Source organism: Butyricicoccus sp. Marseille-Q5471, assembly GCF_951230135.1.
Taxonomy (GTDB): Bacteria; Bacillota; Clostridia; order Oscillospirales; family Butyricicoccaceae; genus Agathobaculum.
The window spans coordinates 141,746-160,427 of the sequence record NZ_CATNVC010000004.1; the positions used below are offsets into that span (position 1 = coordinate 141,746).

An 18,682-nucleotide genomic window follows, 5' to 3' on the forward strand; every position below is an offset into this window, starting at 1 on the left:
CGTTAGCGTTTTAAACGATATTCTTTCTTCTTCCCGGTCGGTTCAAGCAGCTGCTGATCGATCAGAAAGGCAACAAGCTGCCCCGTGAACGGTCCGGGATCTTGGATGGCAACGCGCCGGCGTGACCAGAACTGTCCGGCCTTGACGCCTACAATCAGCGTTTCCATCTCCTTCTCGGTCACCGTGCCGTTTTTCTTCAGATAGCGCACGATGCGTCCCGCGCACTTGGAATACAGCGTGCGCTGCAAATCCTCCTGCTGCGTCAGCGAACGCTTGAGTCCCCAAACATACAGGATGGCGGTCGCCAGCGCAAACAGCGCAATGCCCAAAACAATCTGCAAGCGGCTCACTGCTTCACCTTGTCCTTCCCCTGCATGTAGATAAAGCCGTTGTTTCGCAGAATCTGCACGTATTTGACCAGTCGGTCATAGACCGGCTCGGCCGCCTTGCCGAACTGCGCGCGCATATCATCTGCCAGCCGGCCGACGGTCTTTTTCCCGTCAATCAGCTTCCAGAGAAAGCTGCCGTAGGCGTCCAAATCAATATGGCTGACCCGGGGCGTGCGGAAAAACTTCTGTGCGATGAAGGCGTAAAAGCCTTTATGCACCATGTGGATGGTGACAATGCCCTTGTCGTTTTCGCTCCACGTGTGGCGCGGATGATACTGCGGGATATAGTCCAAATAATTTTCGTCTTTCTTTTTTGGCACGTGCAATTCTCCTTTTATTCAAACCGGGCTGTATACCTTAAAGTATACAGCCCGGCCGAAGTCCGCACAATAGCGGATTTTATTTATCGATCTTCTTGTTCCAGATGGTAAACTTCAAAATCGACAGCAGCAGCAGTGCAAAGCACACCAGTGCGCCGATATTGCCAAGGCTAACGCCGCGGGCAGAAATATTGATGAAATCACCCAGGTTCTTGCCGTACTCGCTTGCAAACGGAATGATTGCAAACACCGCCAGCAGAATGCCGATGATGCCCTCGCCCGCAATCAGGCCCGAGGTATACAGCACGCCTGCCTGCACGGTTTCATCCTTTGCCTTTTCCGAGGAATACTTGCGCTTTTCGAGGAACATACGCACCAGACCGCCCGCCATGATCGGCGTGGACAGGTGAATCGGCAGGTAGAGACCGATGGCAACCGGCAGCACCGGAATGCCGAGCACCTCGACAACAATCGCGATGAACACGCCGATGAACACAAGCGCCCACGGCAGGTTGCCGCCCATAACGCCTTCAACGACCATCTTCATCAGCGTAGCCTGTGCGGCGGGCAGCTCAGCGCCGCCGTAACCCCATGCTGCATTGAGCAGATACAGAATGCCGCCGATGGCAACTGCGGAGACCACACAGCCAATCAGCTCGCCGATCTGCTGCAGGCGCGGTGTCGAACCGACGAGGAAGCCGGTCTTCAAATCCTGCGAGGTATCGCCTGCGATTGCGGCAATGATGCAAATCAGCGAACCGATGACAATTGCGGAGACCATGCCCTCTGCGCCGACCGTACCGGTTGACTTGAGCAGCATGGTGGAAATCAGCAGCGTTGCAATCGCCATGCCGGAAACCGGGTTGTTGGACGAGCCGATCAGGCCGACCATACGGGAGGATACCGTTGCGAAGAAAAAGCCGAATACGATAACGATGAAAGCGCTGAACAGGTTCAGCGGAATCGCCGGAATCAGCCACAGCATAACCGCCATCAGCAGCACGCCGAGGGCAACGACCTTCATCGGCAGATCCTGCTCGGTGCGCAGCGTGCTCGAAGCGCGCTTGCCGTAGTCGCCGACTGCCTCCTTAAAGGTGCGGAAAATCAGCGGCAGCGACTTGAGCAGGCTCATGATGCCGCCCGCGGCAACCGCGCCCGCGCCGATATACTTGACATAGTTCTTCCACAGCGCCCAGGGGCCGCCCTCAGCGAACAGCACGCCAACCGGCTGATCGGCCGGGAACAGCACGATTTCGTTGCCGAACAGGGCAATCAGCGGCATGATGACAAACCACGCCAGCGTACCGCCTGCGAACAGGTAAGACGAAACCTTGGTGCCGCAGATGTAACCGACACCCGCCAGTGCAGGCAGCACGTCCATGCCGATGCCCGAACCCTTGTAGGCCGGAATCGCCCAGTCCACTTCGCTCGGGAACAGCTTCAGGCCGTCCGCGATGAACTTGTAGCCGGCTGCAATGCCGAGTCCCGCGAATACGGTGGACGCCTTGGCGCCGCCCTCTTCGCCGGCAATCAGCACCTGCGCACAGGCCTGTCCTTCGGGATAGGTCAGCACGCCGTGCTCCTTGACAATCAGTGCACTGCGAAGCGGCACCATCAGCAGTACGCCGAGCACGCCGCCGCACAGGGCGATCAGGCCGATTTCAATCAGGTTCGGCATGTTGCCGATGCCTTCCTGCGCCCACATGAAGAGCGCGGGCAGTGTGAAAATCGCGCCTGCGGCAACAGATTCACCGGCAGAGCCGATGGTCTGCACCATGTTGTTTTCCAAAATGGAGTCGCGTTTGAGCACCTTGCGAATGATGCCCATCGAAATGACCGCCGCCGGAATTGACGCGGAAACCGTCATACCGACGCGCAGGCCGAGGTACGCGTTGGCTGCGCCAAACATAATGGCCAGCAATGCACCCAATACGACCGATACGACCGTAAATTCCGGCATCACCTGATTGGCCGGAATGTAGGGCTGGAAATTTTTTTGATCCATACTCTTTTCCCCTTTTGCGTGTTAACACTTTAGTAAATGTGCACACTTTTTAGCAATCTACCGTAGTCATTATAGGAGATTTTCATTTTTTCGTCAAGTCTCGACAGCGTATTAGCCGGATAAATCTTTATTCCAAATTCAGGCACCGCCCATGCCTTTTCCCGATATTCATGCAGTTTTAGCCGAACTGCGGTAATCTATGCGCAATGATGTAACATTTTATCAGTCTGCAGTTTTAGGAAAAATATCTTTATCTTTTAGCGGGAATTCTATGTGTTGTCCTTCCCCCGCGCACAATTTCTTCAGTATTTTGTTCTAAATCGTCAATTTGTTTAAATTTCAACAGACGTGCTCCCTGCCGCATGCTATGCTTTGAATATTCATTTGGCTGCCGCGAATGCTAATGATTCTTTTACTCTGGAGGGGATATGCTATGGATGGATATATCGGAACCTATGCCTCACCAAACAGTGTGGGTGTATACCGCTTTGCGTTTGATGAGAGCATGGGTACGGTCGAGCCGCCGACGCTGCTCTGTGACGCACCGGATGCGAAATATACCGCTGTGACCGGCAATATTCTGGCCGCGCCCGTGCGCCGCGGCAAAGCCGCGGGCATATTGATTGCCGACTGTCAAACCGGACAGATTCTGGACGAACTGCTCACCGAAAGCGTCCCTGCCTGCCATCTGGTCTGGCGAAACGATTACCTGTTTACCGCCAACTATCACGAGGGCACGGTGCGCATTTACCGTTGGGCAGACGGCAAACTGCACGCAAAGCAGCAAATCGTCATCGCGCCCAAGGCCGGCTGTCATCAATGCCTGTTTTACGGCTCAACACTGCTGGTGCCCTGCCTCGAGCTGGATGAAATACGGCTTTTCGACTTGGAGCGGGACTGCGAACCCCTCGGCCGCATTGCGCTCCCATCCGGCACCGGCCCGCGTCACGGTATTTTCTGCGGTCAAACGCTCTATCTTGTGGGTGAACGCAGCCGACAGCTGCTCACGCTGCACGCCGACAGCTGGGAGATAACGAGCAGTACCCCCATCGCAGCACAAGGCACTTCGGCGGCGATTAGACTTTCATGGGATAAGCGATTTTTGTATGTTTCCACCCGCGGAGCGGACGAAATCGCGGTGTTTCGAATCGATGGCGACACGCCCGAGCGGATTCAGCAAATCTCCTGCGGCGGCGAGCATCCGAGAGACATTCTGCTCTCGCCCGACGGCCGGTTTCTGCTGGTCATCAACCGCAGCAAGGGCGGGCTTGTCAGCTTTGCGCTCGACCCGCTGCATGGAAGCATCGAACAAATTGTAAGCCGTGCGGAAATCAGCGAAGGGGTTTCGCTGTGCATGGCAGAAGGGACGGATGAATATGTATGATATCGGAATGGTAGGACTTGCAGTCATGGGACGCAGCCTTGCCTTAAATCTTGCCGACCATGGCTTTCGCGTGGCCGGCTATAACCGCAGCCGCGCAGTCACCGACGAAATGACAGCGCACTGGCCGCATGAGAATTTTGCCCCGTTTTATCAGCTGGAGGAGTTGATTGACGCGCTGCAAAAGCCGCGCCGCATTCTGCTGATGGTCAAAGCCGGAGAGGCCGTGGACGCGGTTTTGCGCCAGCTTGTCCCGCTGCTCGAACCGGGCGACATCGTTATGGACGGCGGAAACTCCTTTTTCGAGGACACCCGCAGGCGTGAAGCCGCACTGAGGGAAAAGGGACTGCTCTATTTCGGCGTCGGCGTATCCGGCGGTGAAGCAGGTGCGCGGCGCGGCCCTTCCCTCATGCCGGGCGGCGACCGTGCGGCGTATGAAGCCTACGTGCGTCCGCTGCTCGAAGCCATTGCCGCAAAGGCGGCCGACGGCTCGCCCTGCTGCGCGTATATGGGTCCGGACGGTGCGGGGCACTACGTCAAAATGGTGCACAACGGCATTGAATATGCCGATATGCAGCTGATTTCCGAAGCTTATCTGCTGCTCAAGCACGTAGGCGGCTTGGACAATCAGGAAATGGCGCGGTACTTCGCGGAGTGGAACCGCGGAGAACTGAAAAGCTATCTCATGGAAATCACGGCCGACATTCTGCGCGAGCCGGACGATTTGACCCCGGGCGAGCTGCTCGACCGCATCGAGGACAGCGCTGCCCAGAAGGGCACCGGTCGCTGGACCAGCATCGAAGCGCTGCGGCAGGGCGCGGATGTATCCCTCATCACCGCCGCGGGCGCGGCGCGGGTTATGTCCAACCGTTTGGAGCAGCGCGCCCATGCCGCGACCCTGTTCCCCGCCCCGCCGATGAAGCAGGCGCAGGACACGGCGGCCTTTGCCGAAACCGTGCACCGCGGTCTGTATGCCGCAAAGCTCACCGCCTATGCACAGGGCTTCGCGCTGCTGCGCACCGCATCGGAAGCCTATGGTTGGGGACTTGATTTGGGTGCAATCGCCGCCATTTTCCGCGCCGGCTGCATCATTCAGGCCGTTTTTCTGGATGATATCACCGCCGCCTTCCGCCGCAATCCCGATTTGGAAAGTCTGGTGCTCGATCCGCACTTCCTCTCGGAAGTTACCGCACGCATTCCCGACCTGCGTGCCGCCGCCGGTGCGGGTCTGCAGTCCGGCGTGCCGGTTCCCGCCCTGTCCGCCGCCACAGTCTGGCTCGATCAGTTCCGCGGCGCGCCGATGGGCGCAAACCTCATTCAGGCACAGCGAGATTGCTTCGGCGCACACACCTATCACCGCACCGACCGGGACGGCGTGTTTCACCATGAATGGGGGGCACAGCAATGAACCGCGTATTTACCATTTTCGGCGGCACGGGCGACTTGACCTTCCGCAAGTTGCTGCCCGCTCTCTATAATATGAGCCTTTCCGGACAGCTCGCAGCGGAGGACCGCATCCTCATCATCGGCCGCCGGGATTATTCCAACGCGGCTTACCGCGTGCTTGTGCAGGATTGGGTCAACCGGTTTGCCAGACTGCCCTATCACGAAGCGGATTTTTCGCGGTTTGCCTCGCAAATTGATTATCTTCGCATGGACTTTACCGACCCCGCGCAGTACGCTGTGCTTGCCGAGCGGTATCATGTTCTTGGCGACGCTGCGCATATTTTTTATCTGGCTGTCGCACCGCGGTTTTTCCGCGTCATCGCTGAGGGTCTTTCGCACATTCCGGCTGCCCGTGCAGGCAAACTGGTGCTGGAAAAGCCGTTCGGAGAAGATTTAGCCTCCGCCAAAGCACTCAATCGGGAGTTGGAGGCCATTTTCGGCGCGGAGCGGATTTACCGCATCGATCACTACCTCGGCAAGGAAATGGTGCGGAATATTCAAACCATCCGTTTTTCCAATCCCCTGTTTACCGACAGCTGGAACGCACGGCAAATCGAGTTCATTCAGATTTCGGCGTTGGAGGATGTCGGCGTAGAGACGCGCGGCGGCTACTATGACGCGAGCGGCGCGCTCAAGGACATGGTGCAGAACCACCTTTTTCAGCTGCTCTCCATCGTTGCTATGGAGCGCCCCGCGCACTTTTCCGGCGCGGATATGCACGCCGAGCAGTTGCGGGTGCTGCGCTCGCTGCGTCCGGCCGGACGTGAGCCGATTGCGGACACGTTAGTGCTCGGGCAGTATGACGGCTATCGCGCCGAACCGCAGGTCGCACCGGATTCGCAAACAGAAACCTACGCCGCACTCCGCCTCTTTGTGGACAATGACCGCTGGCGCAACATGCCCTTTTACATCCGCACCGGCAAAAAGGCGGGCAAGCGCGAGATGGAGGTGGCGGTGGTCTTTCGCAGTCCCGCGCCGGGCGTGCCGCGCAATGTGCTCATCATCAAAATTCAGCCCACCGAAGGGGTTTATCTGAAATTTAACATCAAAAAACCCGGTGACACCGAGGAAATGGCCGAGGCCAAGATGGATTTCTGCCAGAACTGCGTGCTGGAATACCGCATCAACACCCCCGAAGCATATGAACGGCTGCTGGGCGCCTGCATGCGGGGCGAACGTTTTTGGTTTGCGCAGTGGGATCAGATTGAGGCCGGATGGGACTATATCGAGTCCCTCAAGGCACTGGCCGCGCAAGACGGCGCAGCGCTCTATCCCTACGAGCCCGGCATGCCGGGGCCTGCGCAGGCTGATGCATTGCTCGCACAGTTTGGCCACCACTGGTATGCGCCGGAAGATGCGTGATTTGCATCGCGCTGTCGGCTAAAACAAATACCGCTGTCCCAACGGACAGCGGTATTTTTGTATCAGATGATTTTTTACCGTATGCCCCGGCGTTCCCGCACAGCAGCACAACCGCTGCATCCGAGGGCGTTTTGATTGATTTTACACCGAATATGTCAAGGAAAAACGCACTGTGCACACAGATTCAGGTAACTTCTCACAATTGATTTTTTCGATATTTGTGGTATAATAGTATTAATACTGTACTGAAAATAACAAAGTATAGAAGCGAGGAGTATGCTCCTTGCTTTTCTTTTTGAACAGAACAAGAAACGAGGAGTCCATGTCTAATCATCCCTTTTCCGAACTGAACCTCTCCCCCGCAATTGCAAATGCCGTTGCGGAAATGGGGTTCACCTCTGCCACCCCGATTCAGGCGGAGGCAATCCCTGTCATCCGAACCGGTGCGGACGTGCTTGCACGCTCTCAGACCGGTACCGGCAAAACCGTAGCCTTCGGCATTCCCGCCGTTGAATGCGTCGACCCGCAGGCAAGCTGCGTCCAGGTGCTGGTACTGTCGCCGACGCGCGAGCTGGCGCACCAGTGCGGAGACGAAATCCGCAAGCTGGCAAAGCACCTTTCCCACGTGAAAACCGCGGACATCTTAGGCGGCGGCGATTACCGAGGACAGTTTAAAAACCTGCAAAGCGCCAATATCGTCATCGGCACGCCCGGCCGTATCATGGATCACATCCGCCGCGGCTCGCTGCAGCTGGGTCAGCTGAAAATGGTCGTGCTGGACGAAGCGGATGAAATGCTCAACATGGGCTTCCGTGAGGACATCGAGTTCATCCTCGAGGGCGCGCCCGAGGAGCGTCAGATCGTACTGTTTTCGGCAACCGTGCCCGATGCGATTCTCGCCATCGCGGCGCAGTTCCAGACCGATCCGGTTCACATTGCCATCAACCGCGAGCAGGTCACGCTTGACCAGATCCAGCAGTTCAGCGTAGATGTGCCCATGCGCCAGAAGAAGGACGCCCTTAAGCTGCTGCTGCATTATTATCAGCCGACACGCTCGATGATTTTTGCCAACACCAAGTCGATGGTCGATGAACTGACCGAGCTGCTCGCCGAAGCCGGCTTCTCCGTTGAAGGCCTGCACGGCGATATGAAGCAGCTGCAGCGCACCAATGTGATGAACGGCTTTAAGAAGGGCCGCATCTCGATTCTGGTCGCTACCGATGTTGCCGCGCGCGGCATCGACGTCAGCGATATCGATTATGTCTTTAACTTCGATATTCCGAAGGAAACCGAGTATTATGTGCACCGCATCGGCCGTACCGGCCGCGCCGGCCGCTCCGGCACCGCCATCACCCTGCATTGCGGCCGCCAGCAGATGTACCAGCTCAAGCGCCTTGCCAAGGTCACCAAGTCCGACATTGCGGAGCTTGCGCTACCCACGGCGGACGATGTGCGCCAGAAGGCGCAGACCCGTTTTGTGGACGGCCTTGCGCAGCAGCTTTCCGCTGCCCCGCAGGAGCAGTACACCCAAGTGGTCGCGCAGCTGATGGAGCAGGGGCACGATGCCCAGACCATCGCCGCGGTTCTGCTCGAAAACAGCTTCGGCAAAACGCTCGAGCAGCTCAATACCCTGCCCACGGTGTCGTCCAAGATGAGCCCGCGCCGCGACCGTCCCGAGCCGTTTGTGTCCCACGCCCGCGACAACCGTTCCGAGGCGCTGTTGGTCATTGACACCGGCTGGGAAGACCGCATCACCAAGAGCCACATCGTCGGCGCAATCGCAAAGCACACCGGCATCAAGGCGTCGGATTTGGGCAAAATCCAGATTTCCGAGGCCTTCACCATGGTGGCAGTGCCCGAAGAGCTGCGCGATAAGATGATGCATTCGCTGCACGGCTGCACCATCTGCGGCAAGGCGGTCGATGTGTTCCCGATGGAGGGACAAATCCCGCCCCGCAAGCCTGCCAAGGCAAGACCGGCGCACAACCGCGGCGATCGAAACCACCGCAACGCGCCCGGTCGGGGTGCAAGGCCCTATAAAAAGCACTCCGGACAGCATCAGGCACACCAATAAGCGGACCGTGCATCAGTTTAGCGTGCCGCCGCAGATGACCTGTCCGTCCTGATAGACCACCACGGCCTGTCCCGGGGCAACCGCGGACAGGGGCGACTGCGCCGCGATATGGATGCCCTCGGCCGTCGGGGTAACGACAGCCGGACACGGCGCCGCATGGTACCGAATGCGCACCTGCGCCGCGAAGGGCGCCTCGGGAATCCGACCGGCGAGCCAGTTGACCTGGCGCGCCGTGCACGAGGTGCGCAGCAGTGCGGCCTTGCCGCCCAGTGTAATCGTGTTGGTTTCCGGCTCAATGCGGGAAACATACAGCGGCTCGCTGCCTACAATGCCAAGTCCCCTGCGCTGACCCACGGTGTAGCGAATCAGGCCTTGGTGCTGCCCGAGCTTGTTGCCCTGTGCATCGACAAACAAACCCGGCGGATACGTTCGGCCGGTATAACGCTCCAGAAAAGCGGCGTAATCGCCATCCGGAACAAAGCAGATGTCCTCACTGTCGCGCTTGTGCGCGTTGAGGAAGCCTTGTTCCTCGGCGATGCGCCGCACTTCGTTTTTTGTGAGGTTTCCGAGCGGAAATTCGGTGTGCGCAAGCTGCTGCTGCGTCAGTGAATACAGCACATAGCTTTGATCCTTATCCGCATCGCGTGCGGCGTGCAGCTGAAAAACGCCGTCCTGCTGTGTGATTCTCGCATAATGACCGGTGGCGATGCTGTCGCACCCGAGCTCACGCGCACGATGATACAGCCGGTCGAATTTCAGGTAGCGGTTGCAGTCGATACAGGGATTGGGAGTCATGCCGGATTCATAAGCGGCGACAAACCGCCCGATGACCTGCGTTTCAAAGTCGGCTGCGAACTGAAAGACATGGTAGGCGATGCCGAGCTTGGCCGCCACGCTTTTTGCGTCCTCAATGTCGTCCAGACTACAGCAGGTGCGGCTGCGGCAGTACCCGACCGTTTCATTTTCATACAGCTTCATGGTAACGCCGACGCAGGTATACCCCTGCTGCTGCATCAGCCATGCCGCAACACTGGAATCCACGCCGCCGCTCATGGCGACCAATACTTTTTTCATACTGTTCCCTTCCGCAGCCGCGTGACGATTTCGGACACGGCCAAAATGATTTGACGCACCTCTTCGGGCGTGTTGTCCGCGCCGAGCGACAGGCGCAGCGCCCCCTGTGCCCACGCGCCGGAGATGCCCATGCTGCGCAGCACATGACTCGGCTCCAACGCGCCTGCCGCGCAGGCCGAACCAGCGGAAGCGCAAATGCCGCGTTCATCCAGCAGTGCCAGCACGGTTTCCGATTCCACACCCTGTATGCAAAAATGGGCAATTCCGGGCACGCGTGCATTGGGGCTGCCGGTCAGCATCACCTGCGGCAGCTCCAGCAGACCGGAAATCAGCTGCTCACGCAGGGCGGTCACAACAGCGATATGCTTCGGCATATCGCTGTTTTTTTCTTGCAGCGCGGCGGCCATACCGACAATGCCTGCCGCGTGCTCGGTTCCCGCGCGGCTGCCGCGCTCCTGCCCGCCGCCGCGGATGAGCGAATACGGCTGTATGCCGCGCCGGGCAATCAAAGCACCTGTGCCCGTGGGGCCATTGAACTTGTGCGCGGAAAGCGAAAGCAAATCAGCTTGCAGGCCGCGCACAGACACCGGAATGTGCCCGACCGCCTGCACCGCGTCCGTATGCAGCAAAATGCCCCGTGCGCGGCAGCCTACGGCGATTTCCGCAATTGGCTGCAGCGTGCCGATTTCGTTGTTTGCCAGCATGACGCTGACGGCGACAGTATCCGGCCGCATCGCTGCCTGCACGTCGGCTGCGGAAATCAGACCGTCCTGATTTGGGGCGAGCCGCGTTACCGAGAAGCCTGTGTCCTGCAGCTCGTCCAATGTGCGCAGAACAGAGGGATGCTCGAAGGCGGAGCAAACGATGTGCTGCCGCTGCGTCTGTTTGCCGATGGCCGCAACCGTGCGCAGCGCTTGATTGTTGGCCTCGCTGCCGCCCGAGGTGAAATAAATTTCCCGCGGGGCACAATTGAGCAGCAGCGCCAGCTGCTCCCGCGCCGCGAGAATGCCGCGGGAAACGGCTGTTCCAGCGGCGTGCGTGCTCGAAGGGTTGCCGTAATATTCGGTGAAATAGGGCAGCATAGCGGTGAGCGCCGCTTTGGAAAGCGCCGTGGTTGCGGCGTGATCTGCGTATATCATAGGGTTAAAATCACTTCTTTCATGTGTTGGGCAAGCGCCAAATGCCCCATCGCGGTTAAATGCTCGCCGTCAACGGGTGAGGCGCTTGCCGCTTCGCCGACATCGACAAAGCCAAAGCCATGCCGCTCTGCCGTGTGCTGATACGCGCCCGCCAGCCGGAGCGAGGTGATGAAGGACATTTCGTCATAATCAGCATAGGCTGAGGAAAGGACGATGGGGTCAAGAGGGGCAGGCGCTGCCAGAATGATTTTGACCGCGGGATTCTCCTGCCGGCAGACCTCCGCCAAGCGAAGCATACCGTCCGCTATCGTCTCGGGCAGGGCGGCAAACTGCGCCTTGCAGTCGTTTGTGCCGAGCATCAGCAGCACCAGATCCGGTTTTGCAGCCTGCACGCTTTGCCGGATTGCATCCAGCCCGTTTCGGCCGGGGCGGACAGCGTCTTCAAATGCCGTGGTGCGTCCCACAACGCCGTCTTCCTCTATACGGTAGTCCGCACCGAGAAAATCGGCCAGAATGCCGGGATAGCGTCCTTCGCGCGGATAGCGCCCGCTTCCGCCCGGAATGTAGCCATAGGTATTGGAATCGCCAAAGCATAAAATGGTGGTCATAGGGAAAGCCTCCTGTCGATCATAACGGTAAGCCGCATTGCTCTTCCGCTGAAGAGATTTTTTGTTATTTCTATAAAACCTATTGACATTATAGGTTTTAAGTGTTATCTTGTCAATAGCCTATTAAACATATCGGAATAAAAAGAATTGGAGGGTGTGCCGTGAGCAAGCTTGTACGCAAGATGATGTGTTGTCGTTGTATGTCGATGGATACAGCGTTGGTTTGCCATGCGTGCATTTCCTCTTAATCCCTTCATGTTGTCGATGAAAAGGGAGTGGGTGCACCCGTGCATCCACTCCTTTGCTGTTTTTATGCGCAGATCGTTCGGGAGGATGGTGTTTATTTGGATTTTGCATTTATTTCACAGTATGCGCCTCTGTATGTACAGGCCGCGGCGCTGACGGCACGCATTGCCTTCTGGGGCATTGTGTTTTCCCTGCTGCTGGGGGCGGCGTGCAGCTTTGTACAGTATTACCGCATTCCGGTGCTCCGCCGCGTCGCCGCCGTTTATATTGAGCTGAGCCGCAACACGCCGCTTCTGGTGCAGCTGTTCTTTCTGTACTTCGGCCTGCCCAAGCTGGGCATCCGCATTTCCGCAGAGGGCTGCGCCGTGCTCGGTCTGACCTTCCTCGGCGGCAGCTACATGGCGGAAGCACTCCGCAGCGGGCTGGAGTCGGTGGAAAAAAACCAGATTGAGTCGGCACAAAGCCTTGGCTTTGGCAGACTGCAGGCGCTACGCCATGTGATTTTGCCGCAGGCGGTGGCGACCTCGGTGCCGGCGCTGTGCGCGAATGTCATCTTCCTCATCAAGGAGACCTCGGTCGTCAGCGCAATCGCTCTGGCCGATCTCATGTATGTGGCAAAGGACTTGATCGGACTGTATTACAAGACAGATGAGGCACTGCTGATGCTGGTTGTGGCCTATCTGGTGCTGCTGCTTCCGATTTCGCTGTTGGCCACATTCTTGGAAAGGAGGCTTCGCTATGCAGGATTTGGGAATTAGTCTTCTGTTCAAGGGCAGCAACATGGCGCGCCTGTTCGGCGGCCTCTGGGTGACGGTGCAAATCAGTCTGATCGCCGTGCTGCTTTCCATCCCGCTCGGCATTCTGTTTGGACTGTTTATGACGCTCAAGCATCCGGCGGCGCGGCTGGTCAGCCGAGTATATCTGGATTTCATCCGGATTATGCCGCAGCTGGTACTGCTGTTTCTGGTTTATTTCGGCGTCACGCGCACCTTTGGGGTGAATTTGTCCGCATGGACGAGCGCCATTCTGGTGTTCACGCTGTGGGGCACCGCGGAAATGGGCGACTTGGTGCGCGGTGCGCTGATTAGCATCCCGCGGCATCAATATGACAGCGCCGAGGCCTTAGGGCTGACCCGACTGCAAACCTACACTTATATCATCATCCCGCAGACCCTGCGGCGGCTGCTGCCGCTGGCCATCAATCTGACCACACGCATGATCAAAACGACCAGCCTTGTGGTGCTGATTGGCATTGTGGAGGTACTCAAGGTCGGGCAGCAGATTATCGACGCGAACCGCTTTGACTATCCGACGGCGGCGCTTTGGATTTACGGTGTTGTGTTCTTTTTATACTTTTTTGCCTGCTGGCCCATCTCCTTGGTGTCCAAACGGCTTGAAAAACGATGGAGGTGAGTCGAAACATGGATTCTACCATACAGTTGCAGGCATCCGGCATTGTCAAACGCTTTGGCAGTGAGACGGTGCTCGACGGAATTGATTTGCAGGTACACCGCGGCGAGGTTCTTGTGGTGCTAGGGCCGTCCGGCTGCGGGAAAAGCACGCTGCTGCGCTGCCTGAACGGGCTGGAACGCGTAGACAGCGGCCAGATTGCGCTCGACGGCGAGCAAATCACGGCAGACGGAGCGCATATGGCACGCATGCGTCAGAAAATCGGCATGGTGTTCCAAAGCTATGACCTGTTTCCGCACAAGACGATTTTGGATAACATTACGCTCGCGCCAATCAAAGTACAGCACCGACCGCGCCGCGAAGCGGAGCAAGAGGCGGAAGAGCTGCTGCACCGCGTCGGCCTGTGGGAAAAACGGGACGCCTATCCCCGGCAGCTGTCCGGCGGGCAGAAGCAGCGAGCCGCCATCGTGCGTGCACTGTGCATGCACCCGGAAATCATGCTGTTTGACGAGGTAACGGCAGCTCTGGACCCCGAAATGGTGCGCGAAGTGCTCGATGTGATGCTTGAGCTTGCGCAGCAGGGGCTGACGATGATTATCGTGACTCATGAGATGCAGTTTGCCCGCGCCATCGCCGACCGCATCGTGTTTCTGGACGGCGGCCGCATCATAGAAGAAAGTGCACCGGAGCAATTCTTCACCGCACCCCAAACACCGCGCGCAAAAGAATTTCTGGGCACATTTACGTTCACCAAACGAAGCACCGAGCAAAACTCGGTCATTATCTGAAAGAAGGTTACTCAAGATGAAAAGAAAAAACATTTTTGCACTGGCACTCACAGGCCTTACGCTGACAGCGGCGCTTGCCGGCTGCGGCTCGGCAGCGTCCACCGGCGGAACGGACTCGTCTGCGGACAATGCGCCCAAGGGAACCTTCCGCACGCTGGAGGAGATTCAGAACAGCGGTAAAATCACCATCGGCGTGTTCAGCGACAAGGCTCCGTTCGGCTATGTGGATGAAAACGGCGATTATCAGGGATACGATGTGTATTTCGCGAATCGAATCGGCAAGGATTTGGGCGTTGACGTGGACTATGTCTCGGTTGACCCCGCAAGCCGCGTGGAGTTTTTGACCACCGGCAAGGTCGATGTCATTTTGGCGAACTTCACCGTGACCGAGGAGCGCGCGGAAAAGGTTGATTTTGCGCTGCCGTACATGAAGGTGGCACTGGGCGTCGTTTCGCCCGAGAACGCCGTGATTACAGACGTCAGCCAGCTTGAAGGCAAGACGCTGATTGTGGCAAAGGGCACGACCGCTGAGACCTATTTCGAGGCAAACTATCCGGCAGTGACCCTGCAGAAGTATGACCAGTACGCCGATGCTTACAATGCACTGCTCGACGGCCGCGGCGACGCGTTCTCGACCGACAACACCGAGGTGCTCGCTTGGGCGATTGCCAACCCGGGTTTCCAGGTAGGCATCGAATCGCTGGGCGATCTGGACACCATCGCTCCGGCCGTGACCAAAGGCAACACCACCGTGCTGAACTGGCTCAATGAGGAAATCGAAGCGCTGGGCAAGGAAGAATTCTTCCACGCGGATTATGCCGCCACGCTCGCTCCGGTTTACGGAGACGCGGCAGACCCGGACTCCCTCGTCGTAGAGGGCGGCGTCATCGAATAAGCGGCGATCATGAGATAAAAACACCCCCAAATGCAGCAAAACCATGCTGTATTCGGGGGTGTTTTGGTTGTCGTGCGCCTATAAATATCCGATGTTTTTATCCGTAGACCTTTGCGATGCACGCGCGGCACAGGTCGGTCCACTTGCGAAAACGCGAGGGGTCGTGCTGGATGGTATGGGTATCCTTCAGAATAATCTCGTACGGCGTACCCTTGCCGTCCTGCAGCAGCTTCATGGTATAGGCGCGCATCTGGTCTTCGTCCCACCCATTGGTCACATAAGACGGATTCGGCTTGCACGAGAAGATGGCCTTCATCCCGATTTGATCGCGCATCGAGGCAACATTGGCCCACGGCGACACCGAAATACGGCGGATATTCGGAATGGTCAGCACGTCGGACAGCTTATCCTCCAGATTATCGCAGCAGCCGTAGGCGGACAAACCGAACCGCGAGAGCAGGCGCTTTTCATAATCAATGGCGAACTCCCGCGTCATTTCGGGTGAAACGGAAATGAACTCCTGCGACTCGGCGCACGCCCACAGATGCTTAAAGGTCAGCTTTTCTCCCGGCGCGGGCGCGGTCAGGTCGTTTGTGTAGCCGTATCCGCCCGTGCCGTTGTACTGGCAGCCGTTGTTCATGTCGAGCAGACCCATGTCAAGCTGCTGCTGATAGAGATTCAGATATCCCTTTTCCAGCACGCTGAGCAGACGATGCATCTCTTCGGGATAGTCATACAAGTCATACAGCGCATTTTCATAGCCGCGTATTTTTGTGTAAACCTCCATCCATGAGAACTTCGGATACAGGTTGCCCACCCAGTGCACATCCAGAATGTCTCCGAGCAGCTCCTGATGAACCGCCAGCTTTTCCTTTGAGCCCTGCTCGTCATAGATCACTTGCGGAGCAATCAGCTGATCAATCTGCTCCGCGTTGTCCAAATCCTTGATGAGCGGATCGAACTCGGCAGCCGTTTCATCGAACCGGAACCCCGGCTTCCACACGCCCGGAACGGACGAGATGGTCGGAATCATAATCTCTTCGTTGGAAAAGGCGTTGTGGGCAAGCTGCCCCTCGATGCGCCAGCCGGTGTCCGAAATGAGTTTTTGGCAGTCCCACCGCAGCTCCGCCGGCACGTCGTCCTGAATCACCTCGGCGCGGTAAATGCGGGCGCGCAGCGTCCACTCAATTTCCCGTGCCAATGGGTCTTCGCTGACCAGCATATCGGGCGTGATGATTTCGCGCCACGCGCCTTCGGGCGAGCAGTCTATGACCGGCTGATCGGTTTTCAAATCATTGTGCGCGTACCAAAGCCGGCGGCGCTCCTCCATGACCGGCTCGTGCGCCAGCTCTGCCAGACGTTTCGCCAGTTCCTGTATCACCTGTTTTTCTTTTTGCTGAACCATATGTATCCCTCCTGCTAACACGCTCAAAACCTGTTTGATTCTGCTTGCTGTCTTGAGTCTGTTCGATAAAAATGTTACACTGTTGTTATTCCCGCACGACGAGAAAGGAGTGTCCCCTATGTTAGTTCGGCATTACAGTCCCGACCGGATCGGCACCGGCATGCTGCCGACCTCTGAGGTATTCTTCCACACGGCAACCAAGTTTGCACGTGAAGCGCTGTATTACCTCATCTGCATGGGCGATTATCAGGTGGACAGCCGCTATATCGTTGCGCGTATTGCGCCCGAAAAACGGGTTCAGTATTTTCAGCTGTTCCTGATTACCTCGGGTGCGCTGCATTTTTCCTATCAAAACCGCCTGTTTACCGCGCCGAAAGGCTCGATTGTGCTCATCGACTGCCGCGAGCCGCACGATTATCGCGCGCAGGGCCCGGCCAGCTTCAAATGGTTTGCCTATGACGGTCCGACCGCCAAGGCCTACTGCGACTGGCTGCTTTCCTTCGGCAGTCCGCTGTTTTTTCCGAAGGACTTTGCCTCGCTCAACGCCCAGATGCTCAGCCTGCTGCAAATGTTTGCCTCGCGCCGCATCAATGAGCAAAAGGTGTCCATTCAGCTGCAAAGCGTGCTGTGCAGCCTTGGCAGCGTTTCCTGCGACCCCGCCGACTCGACCGACCAGACCATCAACGAGGCTGCCCTCTACATGGAGGAGCATTTCATGGAGCCCCTCCGCGTGGAAACGCTTGCCGCCGGCAACAATTTGAGCGTGCCGTACTTCATTCGGCAGTTTCGCAAGGTGCATGGGTCTACCCCGCACGAATATCTGACCAACGTGCGCCTGACGCACGCCAAGCGCCTGCTGCTGACCACCAAGCTCTCGGTCATTGAAATCAGTGCGGCAGTCGGCTTCAAATCCTCTACGAATTTCATCCGGTTTTTCAAGTCGGAAACCGGTCTGACGCCGCTGCAATTTTGTGCTTATGAGCCGTTTTACGGATTGTAGTCTTCCTTTTAAAATACCTCCAACGTTGTCTTGTGCACAGCGTATGGAGGTATTTTTTATTCTGTTGGCTGTGACAGCACAAACCCTTTCTTCAAAATCCCGGCAGCTGGCCAAACAGGTTTGCGCCTGTCTGGCCGCACCGGAAGAGAGAGAAGAGATATGACCTTATTTGGATGTCTTTTTCCGCAGCACGTCAAGCAGCACCGCGACGATGATGATAACGCCCTGCGCAACCTTTTGCCAATAACCGTTTACATTGAGCAAATCCATGCCGTTATTGAGCACGCCGATGACCAGTGTGCCGCAGATGACGCCGTAAACCGTGCCCGCGCCGCCGGAAAGGCTGGTGCCGCCGATAACCGCGCCCGCAATGGCCTGGAGCTCGTAGCCGTCACCCAGACTGGGCTGGCCGGACGCGACGCGCGCGGTCAGCACAAGACCGGAAATCGCCGCCAGAACCGAGGCAAAAATGTACACAAACAGCTTGACAAACTTGGTCTTAACGCCGGAAACGATGGCAGCCTGCTCGTTGCCGCCGAGCGCGAAGATGTGGCGGCCGGTCTTGGTATACTTGAGCATGTACCACGTAATCAGCGACAAAATCGCCAGAAAGATAATCGGCATCGGGACGGGACCTAAGCTGCCCGCGCCGAGAAAGACGAACTTATCGCTCAAACCATTGACCGGGCGGCCGTTTGAAATCAGCAGCGCAATGCCGCGGCCGGTGATTTGCGTGCCGAGAGTTGCAATGAACGGCGGGATGCCGCCGAACGCGACGAGCGAGCCGTTAATTGCGCCGAAAATGACGCCGACACAAATTGCAATCAGAAACATGACAACCAGCGGGGTGTCCGGGTTTTGCGCCGCGCCCGCGACCAGCAGACCGGCCACGCCGGCAACCGAGCCGGGCGAAAGGTCGATGCCGGTCGTAATGATGACGCACATTGCGCCCAAACCAATCATCGCCCAGAACGCAATCTGGCGCACCACGTTAATGAGGTTTCGCGGAGAAAGGAAGGTATCCGTCGCAATGGACAGGATGATGCACATAATCAGCAGAATGACCAGCACACCGGCTTTGCCGTAAATCTGTGCAAGCTTGCTCTTCCAGGAGCCTTTTGTCTTTTCCATCAGGTGTTC

General features: G+C 57.5%; 17 protein-coding genes. 9 read left to right on the plus strand and 8 right to left on the minus strand.

What is annotated here, in order from left to right; genetic code table 11:
- Nucleotides 1–2: 2 nt before the first annotated feature.
- The 3 genes from QOX26_RS06900 to QOX26_RS06910 form a co-directional block, all read right to left on the minus strand.
- A complete protein-coding gene (locus tag QOX26_RS06900) occupies nucleotides 3–350 on the minus strand; it encodes a hypothetical protein (protein WP_283674236.1) in 348 nt (115 codons plus the stop codon).
- The gene (locus tag QOX26_RS06905) at nucleotides 347–709 is read right to left on the minus strand and encodes a PqqD family protein (protein ID WP_283674237.1); all 363 of its coding nucleotides are present in this window, start codon (nucleotides 707–709) and stop codon (nucleotides 347–349) included. Before QOX26_RS06905 ends, QOX26_RS06900 begins: the two co-directional genes overlap by 4 nt.
- Nucleotides 710–788: 79 nt before the next feature.
- Nucleotides 789–2,714 (minus strand): OPT family oligopeptide transporter, encoded by a 1,926-nt coding sequence (locus QOX26_RS06910; protein ID WP_283674238.1) that lies wholly within the window; start codon nucleotides 2,712–2,714, stop codon nucleotides 789–791.
- Between the two features lie 433 nt (nucleotides 2,715–3,147).
- Between QOX26_RS06910 and QOX26_RS06915 the strand changes: the two genes are divergently transcribed.
- The 4 genes from QOX26_RS06915 to QOX26_RS06930 all read left to right on the plus strand — a co-directional run bounded on the left by QOX26_RS06915 (nucleotide 3,148) and on the right by QOX26_RS06930 (nucleotide 8,977).
- Entirely contained in the window at nucleotides 3,148–4,098 is a 951-nt protein-coding gene (locus QOX26_RS06915; RefSeq protein WP_283674239.1) for a lactonase family protein, read from the plus strand.
- Entirely contained in the window at nucleotides 4,085–5,503 is a 1,419-nt protein-coding gene (gndA, locus tag QOX26_RS06920; RefSeq protein ID WP_283674240.1) for an NADP-dependent phosphogluconate dehydrogenase, read from the plus strand. The genes QOX26_RS06915 and gndA overlap by 14 nt, the downstream gene beginning before the upstream one ends.
- A complete protein-coding gene (gene zwf / locus QOX26_RS06925; protein WP_283674241.1) occupies nucleotides 5,500–6,903 on the plus strand; it encodes a glucose-6-phosphate dehydrogenase in 1,404 nt (467 codons plus the stop codon). Before gndA ends, zwf begins: the two co-directional genes overlap by 4 nt.
- 322 nt (nucleotides 6,904–7,225) lie before the next feature.
- Complete coding sequence (locus tag QOX26_RS06930; RefSeq protein WP_283674242.1) at nucleotides 7,226–8,977, plus strand: DEAD/DEAH box helicase; 1,752 nt, start codon at nucleotides 7,226–7,228, stop codon at nucleotides 8,975–8,977.
- A 12-nt stretch (nucleotides 8,978–8,989) separates the two neighbouring features.
- Here the strand turns inward: QOX26_RS06930 and mnmA are convergent, their stop codons facing one another.
- Genes mnmA through QOX26_RS06945 form a run of 3 tightly spaced genes read right to left on the minus strand, consistent with a single transcriptional unit; the run spans nucleotide 8,990 to nucleotide 11,798 of the window.
- Nucleotides 8,990–10,051 carry a tRNA 2-thiouridine(34) synthase MnmA gene (gene mnmA, locus QOX26_RS06935; RefSeq protein ID WP_283674243.1) on the minus strand — a complete coding sequence of 354 codons (1,062 nt, stop codon included), beginning with the start codon at nucleotides 10,049–10,051 and terminating at the stop codon, nucleotides 8,990–8,992.
- Nucleotides 10,048–11,190 (minus strand): cysteine desulfurase family protein, encoded by a 1,143-nt coding sequence (locus QOX26_RS06940; RefSeq protein ID WP_283674244.1) that lies wholly within the window; start codon nucleotides 11,188–11,190, stop codon nucleotides 10,048–10,050. The genes mnmA and QOX26_RS06940 overlap by 4 nt, the downstream gene beginning before the upstream one ends.
- Complete coding sequence (locus QOX26_RS06945; RefSeq protein WP_283674245.1) at nucleotides 11,187–11,798, minus strand: GDSL-type esterase/lipase family protein; 612 nt, start codon at nucleotides 11,796–11,798, stop codon at nucleotides 11,187–11,189. Before QOX26_RS06945 ends, QOX26_RS06940 begins: the two co-directional genes overlap by 4 nt.
- Nucleotides 11,799–12,142: 344 nt before the next feature.
- Between QOX26_RS06945 and QOX26_RS06950 the strand changes: the two genes are divergently transcribed.
- The 4 genes from QOX26_RS06950 to QOX26_RS06965 are packed head-to-tail and all read left to right on the plus strand — an operon-like array spanning nucleotide 12,143 to nucleotide 15,137.
- Nucleotides 12,143–12,802: an amino acid ABC transporter permease gene (locus tag QOX26_RS06950; RefSeq protein WP_283674246.1), complete on the plus strand. Its 660-nt coding sequence runs from the start codon at nucleotides 12,143–12,145 to the stop codon at nucleotides 12,800–12,802.
- On the plus strand, nucleotides 12,783–13,457 hold the full coding sequence (locus QOX26_RS06955; protein ID WP_283674247.1) for an amino acid ABC transporter permease: 675 nt from the start codon (nucleotides 12,783–12,785) through the stop codon (nucleotides 13,455–13,457). The genes QOX26_RS06950 and QOX26_RS06955 overlap by 20 nt, the downstream gene beginning before the upstream one ends.
- Nucleotides 13,448–14,242, plus strand: coding sequence for an amino acid ABC transporter ATP-binding protein (locus QOX26_RS06960; RefSeq protein WP_442870212.1), 795 nt, complete (start codon nucleotides 13,448–13,450; stop codon nucleotides 14,240–14,242). Before QOX26_RS06955 ends, QOX26_RS06960 begins: the two co-directional genes overlap by 10 nt.
- Before the next feature lie 16 nt (nucleotides 14,243–14,258).
- Complete coding sequence (locus QOX26_RS06965) at nucleotides 14,259–15,137, plus strand: cysteine ABC transporter substrate-binding protein (RefSeq protein ID WP_283674249.1); 879 nt, start codon at nucleotides 14,259–14,261, stop codon at nucleotides 15,135–15,137.
- Nucleotides 15,138–15,234: 97 nt separating this feature from the next.
- Here QOX26_RS06965 and QOX26_RS06970 read toward each other — a convergent pair whose 3' ends face one another.
- Nucleotides 15,235–16,542 (minus strand): hypothetical protein, encoded by a 1,308-nt coding sequence (locus QOX26_RS06970; protein ID WP_283674250.1) that lies wholly within the window; start codon nucleotides 16,540–16,542, stop codon nucleotides 15,235–15,237.
- 118 nt (nucleotides 16,543–16,660) lie between these two features.
- Between QOX26_RS06970 and QOX26_RS06975 the strand changes: the two genes are divergently transcribed.
- Nucleotides 16,661–17,542 carry an AraC family transcriptional regulator gene (locus tag QOX26_RS06975; RefSeq protein WP_283674251.1) on the plus strand — a complete coding sequence of 294 codons (882 nt, stop codon included), beginning with the start codon at nucleotides 16,661–16,663 and terminating at the stop codon, nucleotides 17,540–17,542.
- 165 nt (nucleotides 17,543–17,707) lie between these two features.
- Here the strand turns inward: QOX26_RS06975 and QOX26_RS06980 are convergent, their stop codons facing one another.
- Complete coding sequence (locus QOX26_RS06980) at nucleotides 17,708–18,673, minus strand: ABC transporter permease (protein ID WP_283674252.1); 966 nt, start codon at nucleotides 18,671–18,673, stop codon at nucleotides 17,708–17,710.
- Between the last annotated feature and the right edge of the window lie 9 nt (nucleotides 18,674–18,682).